The sequence below is a fragment of the Bradyrhizobium elkanii USDA 76 genome, from assembly GCF_023278185.1.
GTDB lineage: Bacteria > Pseudomonadota > Alphaproteobacteria > Rhizobiales > Xanthobacteraceae > Bradyrhizobium > Bradyrhizobium elkanii.
The window spans coordinates 8730569-8743796 of the sequence record NZ_CP066356.1 but is presented as its reverse complement, the minus strand read 5'-3'; the positions used below and the strand labels follow the sequence as shown (position 1 = coordinate 8743796).

Sequence of the window (13228 nt, the reverse complement as noted above, 5' to 3'; positions counted from 1 at the left end):
TACCGCACCTCAACAGATCGTGTCGCCACGCGACAGGTGATTGCGGATGGGTCCGGTGATCCTCAAGGACAAAGCAGTTGCCGGCTGCGACATCGCAGATTCGTCGCGCCGGCTGCTGCCCAGGGCGGGACGGTCCGCGCTGTCGTGGACGACTGCCGCCATGCTCGCAATGGCGTGCGCGCCGGAAACACGGGCTTCCCCGGATCCGGCCCGCCCTTCGACGCAACCGCAGCATTCGGCGGCTGCCCGCAGTCTCGGTTTCATCGAAGTGGCCAAGAACGGCGCTCCCGAAGCCTTGCCGCCGGGTCGAGGCGGCAACGGCAGACCGGTGCAGGTTGTCCAAGCGACAGTCAATGACCCGGGCGAGGTTTCGAAACGGGAATACAACTGGGCGGAGTCGCTCTCCTGCGAACTGACGAATGCCAGACGTGACATCGAGTTGCTGCAACGTCTCGAGCAGGAGCGCTACCGGGCCGAGTCGCTGGAGCAGAGTCTCGCGGCGGCGCGCCGCGATATCGAGGCCCGGGCCGCGTTGACGGACAAAGCGGCCGAGGAGAAGCAAGCCGCGCTGGGCGGCGCGGAGCTGCTGACCTCCCTGCAAGAGACGCGTGAGCGGGCGGAGCGCCTGGAGCGGGATCTGGCGGCCGCGCGGCGCGATGTCGAAACCCAGACCGTGCTGGCGACAAAGGCGGGTGAGGAAGCGTCTCGGCTGAAAGCAGCGGCGGAAGGCGGCGTGGCCGATCTGCAACGGGAGCGCGAGCGGTCCGCGCGGCTCGATCAGGATCTCGAGGCATCGCGCCGCAACGTCGAGACTCAGACTGCGCTGGCGGCAAAGGCAGGCGAGGAGGTTTCCCGGCTGAAGGAAAGCGGCGCTACGGAGCTGCAGTCGTCCCTGCAAAGGGAGCGCGAGCGGAGCGCGCAGCTGGAGCAGGATTTGGCGGCAGCGCGGCGCGATGTCGAGACCCAGATGGCGTTGGCGACAACGACAAAGCAAGAGGCTCTGCGGCAGAAGCAGGCAGCGGACGTCGGAGCTGCCGAGCTCAGGCAATCACGCGAACGAGCCGAGGCGCTGGCGCAAGACCTCTCCCTGTCGCGCAGCTCGATCTATGCATATGAAGCCCAAGCCCGCAAATCCGGAGACGAAGCGACGGAGCTCAGGCAGGCGGTTGCAAGCTGCACGGCTTCGGCCAGCAAGTTCACACCCGACGAAGAAGAGCGGTTCGCGCGGCTGGAGCGGGATCTTGCGGCTGCCCGCAGCAATGTCGCGACCCAGGCCGCGCTCGCGACCAAAGCAGGCGAGGAGGTTTCCCGACTGAAACAGCAAAGCGAGAGCGGCGCGGCCGAGTCGCAGAGCTCCCTGCAAAAGGAACGAGAACGGTCCGCAAGGCTGGAGCAGGATCTCGCGGTCGCGCGGCGTGATGTCGAGGCCCAGACCGCGCTGGCGGCAAAAGCGGCCGAGGAAGCCCTGCGGCAGAAGCGGACGGTGGAGGCCGGGGCCGCCGAGCTGCGGGAATCGCGCGCGAAGGCCGACGCGCTGGCACAGGAGCTTTCCCAGACGCGAAGCACGAGCTACGCCTTCGAGGCGCAGGCCCGCAAAGCCGGTGAAGAAGCGGCGGAGTTCAGGCGGGCGGCTGAGAGCGGCGCAGCTTCGGTTCACAAATCGACGCCGGACGAACGTGAGCGACTGGTGCGGCTGGAGCAGGATCTTGCGGCTGCCCGCAGCGATGTCGAGACGCAGACCGCGCTGGCGGCGAAAGCAGGCGAAGAAACCGCCCGACTGAAGCGGGAAAGGGAAAGCGGTGCGGCGGAGTTGCAGAACTCACTGCAAGCGGCGCGGGCTGATCGGCTCGAGCAGGATCTTGCGGCCGCGCGGCGTGATGTCGCGACCAAGACGGCCCTGGTGACGAAAGCAGACGAGGAAGCGTCCCGGCTGAAGGCGGCGGAAAAGAGCGGTGCGGCCGATCTGCAAAAGGAGCGCGAGCGGTCCGCCCGGCTGGAGCAGGATCTTGCGGCAGCGCGACGTGATATCGAGAGCAAGGCCGTGCTCGTGACCGAAGCGGGCAAAGAAGCGTCCCGGCTGAAGGCGGCGGAAAAGAGCGGTGCGGCCGATCTGCAAAAGGAGCGCGAGCGGTCCGCCCGGCTGGAGCAGGATCTTGCGGCAGCGCGACGTGATATCGAGAGCAAGGCCGTGCTCGTGACCGAAGCGGGCAAAGAAACGTCCCGGCTGAAGGCGGTGGAGAAGAGCGGTGCGGCCGACCTGCAAAAGGAGCGCGAGCGGTCCGCGCGGCTGGAGCAGAATCTTGCGGCAGCGCATCGCGACAGCGAGACCCAGACGGCGCGGGCGGCAAAGGCAAGCGAGGAAACCTTGCTGCAGAAGCAGGCAGCCGAAGCCAGCGCTGCCGAATTGAGGCAATTGCGCGCCAGGATCGACGTGCAGGCACCGCACCTCCCGTTGTCGCGAAGCGCCATCCATGCGTATGAGGCCGAGGATCGCAAGGCGCACGGCGCGGCGTTGACGACCGGTGCGACCGCGCGGGACAAGTCCATCGGAGTGACCACCAATCCAACCGCCGAACAGACACGAGCGGCGCCTGCTCGCGCGGTTGCGCAGCCTGCTCCCGAGCAGGCTGCGGAAGCGGGAGGGTTGGTTGCGCGGGCGAGCTCCTTGCTGCGTCAGGGCGACATAGGCGCGGCGCGGCTTGTCCTCGAGCGCGCCGTGGAAATGGGCAGCGCCCAGGCGAGCTTTGCGCTCGCAGAAACCTACGATCCCCTGATTCTTGCGAAATGGGGGACTTACGGCACGCGCGGTGACGAGCGCAGGGCACAAGACCTCTATGCCAAGGCCAACGCCGCGGGAATCCAGGAGGCGAAATCGCGCCTGGAGGCGCTGCGCCGATAGCGCATATGCCAATCCACCGGCAATTTCACCGCGATCGTCTGAACGACTGGCACCAACGCGATCAGCTTCGTTCTGAAGCGAGTGGCGCGTCGCTCGGCTGCAATGTCCGGCGACGCGCTTCGCTTTACCGTTCGCGCAGGGCCTCCTGCCGGTACCGTGCCAGCGGCGAAAGCAGGTAGCTGATGATCCTGCGCGTGCCGGTCTTGATTTCGACCGTCACCGCCATGCCCGGCCCGAGCTTGACGAGCTTGTCCTCGATTTGCATGTGCGTCCGGTCGAGCGAAACGCGCGCGGCATATTCCAGCTCCTGACCTTTAGGCTCGCTGCTGCTCTGCGCCGCGCCCAGTGTCCGGTCATTGGGGCCGCCCTGTTGCTTGTCGCGGGTGATGGCATCCGTCGACACGCTGAGCACGTCGCCATGCAGCAGCCCGTACCGGGTGAAGTTGAACGTATCGACCTTGATCTCCGCCTTCTGGCCGGGATGAACGAAGCCGATGTCGCGGTTCGAGAGCATGGCCTCGATCTCAAGCTGGCTCTCGCTCGGGACCACGACGGCCAGCGCCTGAGCTGGCGTCACCACGCCGCCCACCGTATGAACCGCAAGCTGCTGCACGACGCCGTCGACCGGTGCGGTCAGGCTCTGCAGCTTCGTTCGCCGATCCGCCTTGACCACCTCCTGGGCAGCGCTCGCAGCCTTCTGCTCGGCCTTCGCAAGAGCATCATAGGTCGCGCGGCGATACTCCGCGGCAGTCTTGTCCTTGGTCTCCTTCAGCAGCGCGATCGCCGCATCGGCTTCGCGCAGCCGGCTCTGCTGCAGGACGAGGTCCTGCTGCATGGCGACCAGCTCCTGATATTCGGAGAGATAGACGACCTTCGACGCCAATGCCTTCTCGACGAGACCCTTGCGGATGTCGACGCGCTCCTTCAGGACCGGGATCGTGGCCTCCAGCTTGTCGACGCTCGCCGATGTGGTCGCCCGTTCCGCCTCCTTCTGCCCCTGCTGGCGCTCGATTTCGGAAAGCTTTGCGCTCTGTTCGGCGCGCTGGCTGATCAGGAACTGGCGATGCATCTCGATTTCGTTCGCACTTGCGTTTTGCGGCGGTCGGAAGGCCGCGAGCGGGTCTGCGGCCAGCGCGGCGCGCAGCCGCGCGACGTCCAGCTCGGCTGCAAGCAGATCGCTCTTCTGGCGCTCCTGGTCGGCCTCCGTCATTGTCGGGTCCAGCTCGATCAGGACGTCGCCGGCCTTGACGCTCTGGCCGTCGCGGACGCGGATGGCGCGGACCACACCCGTCTCGAACGGCTGGATCAGCTTGGTGCGCCCGCCCGGCACGATCTTGCCGGTCGCGCTGGCGACGATATCGACGCTGCCGAGCGTCGCCCACAACAGCGCGATGCAGAACGCGGCGATGATGCAGGCCCCGATCGCGCGCCCGATCGGCGATGGCGGCGATTCGGCGATCTCGAGCGCCGCCGGCAGAAAGGCGATTTCGTGCTCGCGGCGGCGAGGTTCGCGTCTCGGGAACGCGACGACATTGCGGCTAGCGGACGTCATGGATACCGGCCTGCAGATAATGGAGGTTGGCGTAACGGCCGTTGGTGCGGATCAGCTCGTCATGGCTGCCGTCCTCGACGATGCGGCCATGCTCGAGGGTGATGATCCGGCTTGCATTGCGCACCGTCGACAGCCGGTGGGCGATGACGAACACGGTCCGGCCGGCGGAAATCCGCCTCATGTTCTGTTGGATCGCGCGCTCGCTTTCGTAGTCCAGCGCGCTGGTCGCCTCGTCCAGGATCAGGATGCGTGGATCGGTGATGAGTGCACGCGCGATTGCGATTCGCTGGCGCTGCCCGCCGGACAGGCTGCTGCCGCGCTCGCCCACGACGGTGTCGTAACCCTCCGGCAGTTCGAGGATGAAGTCGTGGGCGCCGGCTAGCTCCGCCGCTTCGATGACGCGCTCCATCGGCATCGCCGGATCGGCCAGCGCGATGTTGTCGCGGACCGTGCAGTTGAACAGTACGTTCTCCTGCAGCACGACACCGATCTGGCGCCGCAGCCAGCTCAGATCGACCATCGCGAGATCGACGCCGTCGACCAGCACGCGGCCGCTCTCCGGGACATAGAGACGCTGGATCAGCTTGGTGATGGTGCTCTTGCCCGAGCCCGATGAACCCACGATGCCGATGACCTGGCCTGGCTCGACGCTGAACGACACGTCGTGCAGCACCTCGGGGCCGTCGATGCGGTAGCGGAAGGTCGCGTGCTCGAATGTGACCTGGCCGCGGATCGGCGGCAGCGCTGCGCGGGCCGGCGTGAAGCTCGGCTCGGGAATGGTGTTGAGGATGTCGCCGAGACGATCAATCGACAGGCGGGCTTGATGGAAGTCCTGCCAGATCTGTGCGAGCCGCAGAACCGGCGCGCTGACGCGCGCGGCCAGCATGTTGAACGCGACGAGCTCGCCGACAGTCAGGTCCCCGCTGACCACCAGGCGGGCGCCGAAGTAGAGGGTCGCGGCGATGACCAGCTTGTTGATCATCTGGACCGCCTGGCTCGCCGTGTTGTTCAGGCTGAGCACGCGGAAGCTTGCGGACACATAGCCGGCGAGCTGCTCCTCCCAGCGGCGTTGCATCTGCGGCTCGACCGCCATGGCCTTCAGCGTCTCGATGCCGGTGACGCTCTCGACCAGGAAGGCCTGGTTCTCGGAGCCGCGATTGAATTTCTCGTCGAGGCGCCGACGGAACAGCGGCGCGGCTCCCGCGGAGATGCCGATGTAGAGCGGGAAGGACGCCAGCACGATCCACGTCAACGTCGTCGAGTAATAGAACATCACCGCAAGGAAGACGACGGTGAACAGCAGATCGATCACCAGCGTGAGCGCCGAGCTGGTCAGGAACTGGCGGATGTTCTCGAGCTCGCGGACGCGCGCCACCGAATCGCCGACGCGGCGGGTCTGGAAATAGGCGATCGGCAGCGCCAGCAGATGGCGGAACAGCCTGGCGCCGAGCTCGACGTCGATACGGTTTGTCGTATGCGCGAACTGATAGACGCGCAGCGTCTCGAGGATGGCCTCGAACACGGTCAGTACGACAAGCCCGACGACCAGCACATCGAGCGTGCTCATGCTTCGATGCACGAGCACCTTGTCGATCACCACCTGGAAGAACAGCGGCGAGACAACGGCGAAGATCTGAAGGAAGAACGACGCCGCCAGCACCTCGCCGAGCAGGCGACGATACTTTTGCATGGCGCCGACGAACCAGGAGATATCGAAGCGCCGCGCAAGATCGGTCAGGCTGGCGCGCCGGGCCATCAGGATGATGCCGCCGTCCCAGATGGCCTCGAGTTGGGCCTGGGTGATTGTTTCGGGGCGCGGAGACAGCGGGCGCTGAACGAGAAGCTTGTCGTCGATAACCTTGCCGAGGATCAGGAAGCTGCCGTCGCGCAGCAGCGCAATTCCCGGCAGCGGGGTGACGGCAAGCCTGTTCCAGCTCGTCCTCTGCACCTTTGCCTTGAGCCCGAAATCCTTGGCACAGCGCAGGATTTCAGTAACGCCGAGGCGCGCTGCGCCGATCCGGTGGCGAATTTGGCCGGGGTCGGCAGCGATGCCATGGCAACGCAGCAAGATCGCGAGCGCAATGAGCCCGGATTCATCGTCATGTTCGGATTCGGCGCCGGGGGCCGGGGATTCGGTGTTTGCCGGATGGTCTGCGGCATCGTCGCGAGGCCCGCGCATCAGGATGCCAGGTCTCATCGCCAAGAAGCTCTTCGTGAGGCCGTCACGGGCACGCATCAGGCCCTCGCCGGCGCGGTGCATCAGGCCGGCGCCCAGGTCAAACGAGCGCGTGCGGATGTCGGCAAATGCATGACGTGCGCGCTGCGCGAGGCTCTGTGATCCAGCACAGATCAAACCGCCATCCCAGATCGCTTCGAATTCCGCGCGCGTCATCCGGCTCGGATGCGGCGAGGTCGGGTGCAGCACAAGCGCCACCTGGTCGTCGATCTTGCCCAGCAGCAGAAATCCGCCGTCACGCAGCGAGGCGATTCCGGGCAGCTGGGTACCCGCAAGGCGGGTCCAATCCATTGTCCGCGAACGGACTTTGACTCCGAATTCGCGCGCGCAGCGAAGCATCGCGCGAATGCCGATCTCGTCGCTCCCGCAACGATCGCGGAGCTGGTCCGGCACAGTATTCACGCCATGGAGGCGCAGGAACAGAGCTAGCGCGCGAAGCCCTAGATCTGCGGCGGGGGCATTTCCGTTCTGGATCGCCATTCTTACTCAACCCTTCGCGGCTACCCGGCCGCGTTTGTGTTCCTTCTCATGCACTTCCAGGGACTGGGAATTCCAATGCCGCGCATCGACAGAGCATGTGACATGCCGCTTGCTCGCAGCCAAAAGGCGCAAGCAACATCAAAGCACTAGGGCCTCGAACCGCGAGGGGATTTCAAAGCAGTGGGATTTTAGACCTGCCCCCCGACTGCTGAACCGGTTCGTTAATGCGCAAAAATGGCGAAAAAAGTTTCAAATCTTGATTTTTGCACCGGTAAATTGCGCGCAAATTTGCCGCATACCCGAACCCGTTGCGCCAGCAGGCGTTTTGATCGCTCGGAAACAGATGCGAGCGATGAAGCCAACCGAGATCAAGGCCCGCGCGTGACAGTCCCTTCACGGTTACCGTCCGCGATCGACCGCCCGTTTCCAATTCCCAACACGTCGATGGTACTGCACCCGGGCGCAGAGCCCCCGGGTGCAGCAGCCGGATCAACCTTGAGGTTTGCTCAAGAACGAGTTGTGCGTCCAGCCGGTCCCATTCGACATGGCCGCTGCGATCTGACCAGCGTCGACCCGACCGGAGCTACCGGCCAGATACTGGTTCAGCAGCGCAAAGCCCTGGCTTGCCTGGGACGCTCGCGTGCCTTGATCGCCCCAACCGGTCGTCTGCGATGCTGCGTTCGCCAGGGTGCTGGTGTCCGCGCCCATCTGCTGCTGCAACTGCGCAAAACCGTGGTTTGCCAAGCTCCCGCTGTTTCCGCCAGTCCAGCTGGACGGCCGGGGATCCGTCACGCGGATCGTCTGCGGATCCGACGACATCACAGCGCCGGTGGTCGGATCCATAGCGCTCGCGGTCAGCGTGAGGTTCGCGACCGGATGAGCATTGCCCTTGTAGTACGATGTCAGCGTCAATCCGCTGTCGACCTGCGCGGAAGTCAGGGTGATGTTGTTGCCCCTGAGCGTCGTGCCATCGCCGGTCGTGATCGTCTCGTATCGCGGCAGTCCCATGATGTTCAGGGTGAGGTTATCGTTGGGGTCGGTCGTTGTAACAGTCGTCCCCAGGTCCACCTGACCGCCTCTGCCGGCCACCCAGAGCGACTTGTCCGCGACGTCGAGCACCGGTGCGGTCACGCTTGGAGTCGTGGGGGTTGTCGGCGTCGTGGGGTCGGTCGGCGTCGTCGGCTGCGACGGTACCGTCGGATCGGTCGGCGTCGTCGGTGTCGTGGGCGTCGTCGGCGAAGAGGTGCCCTTCAGCGGAGGCGGCAGATCGCCCTGCAACTGCGCAGACGTCATCGAGGTGAAGTAAAGGGTCTTGTAGTTCGTCGTCAGTGCGACCCAATCGCTCATCCCGGCACCGGGATTGTTGGAGAAACCGTCGACGTATGGGGCTGTCGGGGTCGACCACCAATCAGCTCCCAGATCGGCAACGAGATGCTCGTTCGGATCAGTGGTCCTCATATCGGCCTGGACGTAGACGCCATCGACCGATCCGGCGGAATAGCTGCCGCGTGAGCCCGGCCAGAAATGGTCGTTGTATCCACTGAGGGGCGCAGCGCCCATCGCGCTGCCGTCCGCCTGCCTTGTCACGCTCCAGGAAGTGTTCGTGTTTCCGGAAAAGTCGGCGAGAAACTGAGATCCGGCGATCGGGTCCGTCGCCTGATCTTGCACGAGAACCCAGCCGCCAGTTTTCAGATGCACCCACGTCTGGAAGTTCGCGATCTGAACGTTGGCCGGATTGGAATCGTTGCTTGCCCCGGATTCGGGGTAAACCTGTCCCCATCCCGTGACGGAGGTGAAATTAGAGGGCGGGGTGCTGCCTGTATGGCCGGTGCTTCCGCCGTACCAGGAATAGCTTGTGGGGACGCCAAGCGGAAACCCTTCGCTGTTACCAGGCGTGTTTTGATAGATGACATCGGTCAGCGCCACTTTAGTTCTCCATTGCAGACCAAATTTAAGGACGAGGAATTCCGCTGCCGCGCATCAGAGATGTGCGACACATTGCATGCTCGCGACGTCAGTCGCGAACAGATTCCGATTCCAAAGAATTGCAGCCTCGAACCGCGAGGAGATTTCAAGCAGTGGGATTTTTGGAAGTTGCCCCCCCGACTGCTGGGTCGGTGGGTTAATAATCAAAAATGGCAAAAAAACTCTCAAAGTGTGATTTATACACACGTATATCGGCCCAATCCCTTGTTTCCGGCGCGCCCATGTTGCAAGCGCCGGATGCTTGCCGATTCAAGCGCGGATTAAGTTCTGCGCTCCGGGGTAACCCGCAAGGATTATTGCGACGACCTCAAGATCAAGAACACACTTGCCGGTGGAGACGGATCGGTTCTCTTGAATGGCGGCTCGTGGGTTGACGAATCTGAAGCCCGACTATTTGGCCATCCAGCGGCGCCGGAAGGACACGCGGCCGTCTGCTCACCCGATCGCGCACTACGAATTCGAACGCAGGCTCTCGGATCGGCTGCGGTTCGCTGGCCGCGGCGAGCGCTCCCGTCGCCATCACGTGACCGCACGGCACTTCAGGTGCCGGTTCGCAAGAGCTGGTTGCAACTCTGGCGTCCCGATCGGTCGTCCAGGTCGCCATTCAATTGAGGGAGAGAACGATGGCTGTCGTCAGAGGGGCAGGGCTCGCGTCCGACGATCTCTATACTGGGGAAGGTTATGCCGAAGCCCATCCGGGCTGGCATGACGAGGATGCCGGAACCAAGGCCGCGAAGATCGCCAGGATCGTGCGTGCCAACAACATCACCTGCCGGACGATCGTCGACGTCGGTTGCGGAGTGGGAGGCGTTCTGAACGCCCTGCTTGAGCACGACGTCTTCCGTGACTCAACCGCCGTTGGCTACGATATCGCTCCCTATGCCATCACTGCCGCCAAACCGCGCGAACGGGACAATTTGCGCTTCCACTGCGGAGACTTCTCGCAAACCAGCGGAAGCTACGATCTTCTATTGTGCATCGATGTTTTCGAGCACATCGATGACTATATGGGCTTTCTGCGAAGGCTCAGAGGGCGTTCGAAATACTATGTGTTTCATATCCCCCTCGACCTTAATGTCCTCAGCGTTCTGCGCGATCAGCCCCTTCAGAAACGTAAGGAGGTTGGTCACCTGCATTACTTTGATCAGGCAACAGCTCTGGCGACACTGCGCGACACCGGCTTTGAGATCATTGACAGTCAGTACACCAGGCTCGAAGATTTCCTCCATCTCCATCCCGAATTGCGAACCACGAAAACCCTCCTCGTTAACGCCGGGCGGCGCATTGTCCGGACTGTTGCCGGAGAGGACCTGTCTGTGCGCTTGCTCGGCGGGGCATCACTGATGGTTCTCGCCAGCTAGAACGCGGGGTATCGGCGGCGCAAGCCGCCCGACACCTGAGAGGTTCATGAGAATGTTTTGCGAAGATGAGTGAAGGAGTTCGGCCCCGCTCCTGTGCAGGCCTTTGCCGGGTCACGGCCAGATGAAGCCCGAGCAGCAGCGGAAATCGCGCGGCTCAGGCGTGAGGTCAACAAGCTCAGGGCTGAACGGGATATTCTGGATTTCCATCGCCATCGTGACCGCTCCTGAACCGCCCCCTCAAATCTTGACGCCGCGCATGCGATGATCCTTGGCGAGCGCCCCGCGCGCCTGGTGCCCGAGCGGATCTATCGAGCACTGAAGCACTGTTCAGCTATCTCAAGGGCGGCGGCTCGGCTTGCAGTTGCGATTTGGTCATGGTCGTGAAGAAGAAGTACTGGTACGTCGTCGTCAACTTGACCCAGGTGCCCATGCCGATGCCGGGATTATTTACAAACACTCCATCTACGTAGAGGTACGGAGCTGAGGTGTTTCTCCACCAGTCAGCTCCAAAGTTTGCGATCAGATTTGCACTTGCATCATCGGTGCGTAGCTGTGCCAGCGAGAACACCCCGTCGACTGTTCCGGGAGCATACGATCCTCTCGGCTCAATCCAGAAATGATTATTATAGCCGGATGCTGGCGAGTCCATTCTTACGCTTCCGTCAGACTCAACAACGAGACTCATTTCCGAAGAGGAGTTGTTGGAGAAGTCTGCCACGAAACGCCGGCCACCGATGGAATTCGTGGCTTGATCTTGTACAAGTTGCCAACCGCCACTCGTCAAGTGCACATAGACGCGATAGTCCTTCAAATAGACGTTGGCGGCAACGTTCGAAACGCCGACTTGCGGATATATCTGTCCCCAACCCGTCAGTGAAGAGAAGTCGGAAGGAGAAACAACGTTCCCGGTGGCGGCGCGGCCACCTGCATACCACGAGAAATAGGTCCTGACTCCGTATGGATATATTCCGTTGTCATATCCGGAAGTTTGCGAAACCACACAATCGATCGACAAGGACGTGCAGATGGGTTTGAGCGCCGGAGACTTGCGTAGTTGCACCTGCAGCACTGGATTGCGATGACACATTTCCCGCTGCGTCACGTGCGATGCAGATTCGATCTCTAACAGGAGATTGCCGTTGTCGCTGCATCGTCCGTACTGGGATGGAGGGGCTATCGTCGCGGCGCTCGCCAATGAGACGAGGGCGCCGAGTAACATGAGAGCCGTGAGCGGAATGGCAAGATGCTCGTTCATGGGAGGTGCTCATAACCAATATCGGCCGATGATGCCAACAGCGGCCATGTTGCTGTTCAGATAGTTTCTCGGCTCGCCGATGCTTCAATCCGCGAACCAGCAGTCATCGAGATGTGCGAGTAGCGCGATCCTGGCTCACGTTCGGTGACGGCTTCAGGTTGAGCCAGCACCACAAACATGCTGACGATCAAGTGCGAAAACGCCACCGTTTCCCTGTCGAAGCTCGCATCGAACGATGCGACCAGCGTCACGCCGGCAAACATCGCAAGCCACAAGTGCAGGATTCCAATTTCTGCTGACCGCTTTCCATATAAAGAAACGAGCCGCCGCCGGTCCGACATCGCGGCCAGCGGAAGACTGAACCAAAACACGGCAAAGGTGATCAGGCCGACCACGCCCGACTCGAAGAATATTTCCACGAACTGACTGTGCGCCAAAAGAAGAAACGGGCTATAGAACCCCACTTGACCGGGGCCATATCCGGTCCACGCTCGTTCCAATCCAAGTGTGGACAGATAGTACCAGTGGTGAATGCGCCAATGGACCGAGGTCGGCGCGGTGCGCCAGTCCCACACCGCATATTCGCCGTTCATGATGTATTCCGGAACGCTGCTCAGGTCCGAGAACAACTCTCCAAATGGAGATGCCCACATGAGGATCGCGAATGCTGCCGCGAACACCGGAAGGAGAGCAGGCCGCTGGACAAAAAAGTATACGCTGAGGGTCACTCCGAGCAGCGCGACACCGGTCCTTGAAGCGGAAAGGACCAGGGCAACAACAAACAGGGAGTACGCCGCGAGGTGAAGGTGCTGAATGGGAAGCCGCATTTTCCGGCGCGACAGCTCGCAAACGAAAAAGGTCAGCACGATCTCCAGGCTGTAGGGTACGGGGTGCGAAGAAAGACCCGCCACCCGCTTAAACTTGTCGTATTGGGTGACAAGCTCTGCATGACCGGTCAGGTATTGACCTAGTCCGACGGCGGAAATGATGAACAGCAGCGACATATAAACGCGATGGACGTTGAGGCAAAAACTTGGATGTCGATAAAGGGACGAAAGCAATGCCACGAACATGATCAGTTGCAGATACCTGAAGATCTCGTACCAGGCGGAATATTGGTCGATTATCTTGCCGGCTCCAGCGCTGACGGTAAGTGACAGTCCGCAAGCGGCAATAAAGATGGACAAGCAGATCAACAGTGTGAAAACTCGTCTGTGTATCCTGACGTCCCGCATGTGCCAGATCGCCACAGCACCGATCCCGAGGACGGTGATCGATAGGATCATGGAAAAACTCGTCCCGGACAGACGGTCGAGGCCGTTGGAGATCGATCGAAAGAACGTATAGATAAGAAAATACAGCAGGAGTGTATTCATCTTGAACGTCGCTTTGGTTCGATCGGTTTGAGGCTCAACTGCGGGACGGGCACGGCGCGTTGGCCGGCACGCCGCGTGCGCAG

7 protein-coding genes and 1 pseudogene are annotated in these 13228 nt (G+C 62.3%); 3 read left to right on the top strand and 5 right to left on the bottom strand.

Features of this window, described 5'->3' with window-relative positions; genetic code table 11:
- The first annotated feature begins 46 nt into the window (after positions 1-46).
- Positions 47-2899 (top strand): coiled-coil domain-containing protein, encoded by a 2853-nt coding sequence (locus JEY66_RS41375; protein WP_018269444.1) that lies wholly within the window; start codon positions 47-49, stop codon positions 2897-2899.
- A 124-nt stretch (positions 2900-3023) separates the two neighbouring features.
- Here the strand turns inward: JEY66_RS41375 and JEY66_RS41370 are convergent, their stop codons facing one another.
- From JEY66_RS41370 to JEY66_RS41360, 3 genes are all read right to left on the bottom strand, one after another.
- A complete protein-coding gene (locus JEY66_RS41370; RefSeq protein ID WP_016847129.1) occupies positions 3024-4451 on the bottom strand; it encodes an HlyD family type I secretion periplasmic adaptor subunit in 1428 nt (475 codons plus the stop codon).
- Positions 4438-7080 carry a type I secretion system permease/ATPase gene (locus tag JEY66_RS41365; protein ID WP_018269445.1) on the bottom strand — a complete coding sequence of 881 codons (2643 nt, stop codon included), beginning with the start codon at positions 7078-7080 and terminating at the stop codon, positions 4438-4440. The genes JEY66_RS41370 and JEY66_RS41365 overlap by 14 nt, the downstream gene beginning before the upstream one ends.
- A gap of 576 nt (positions 7081-7656) precedes the next feature.
- On the bottom strand, positions 7657-9093 hold the full coding sequence (locus tag JEY66_RS41360) for a hypothetical protein (protein ID WP_016847131.1): 1437 nt from the start codon (positions 9091-9093) through the stop codon (positions 7657-7659).
- 683 nt (positions 9094-9776) lie between these two features.
- On the opposite strand from JEY66_RS41360, the gene JEY66_RS41355 reads away from it, so the two are divergent.
- Both JEY66_RS41355 and JEY66_RS41350 read left to right on the top strand, forming a co-directional pair.
- Positions 9777-10514 carry a class I SAM-dependent methyltransferase gene (locus tag JEY66_RS41355; protein ID WP_016847132.1) on the top strand — a complete coding sequence of 246 codons (738 nt, stop codon included), beginning with the start codon at positions 9777-9779 and terminating at the stop codon, positions 10512-10514.
- Positions 10490-10712: pseudogene (locus JEY66_RS41350) on the top strand (transposase); the annotation flags it as partial. The gene JEY66_RS41355 and the pseudogene JEY66_RS41350, both read left to right, overlap by 25 nt.
- Before the next feature lie 133 nt (positions 10713-10845).
- On the opposite strand, the gene JEY66_RS41345 reads toward JEY66_RS41350, so the two are convergent.
- Together JEY66_RS41345 and JEY66_RS41340 are read right to left on the bottom strand one after the other, a co-directional pair.
- Complete coding sequence (locus JEY66_RS41345) at positions 10846-11769, bottom strand: hypothetical protein (RefSeq protein WP_125459104.1); 924 nt, start codon at positions 11767-11769, stop codon at positions 10846-10848.
- 56 nt (positions 11770-11825) lie between these two features.
- A complete protein-coding gene (locus JEY66_RS41340) occupies positions 11826-13145 on the bottom strand; it encodes an O-antigen ligase family protein (RefSeq protein WP_016847135.1) in 1320 nt (439 codons plus the stop codon).
- Positions 13146-13228 lie beyond the last annotated feature (83 nt).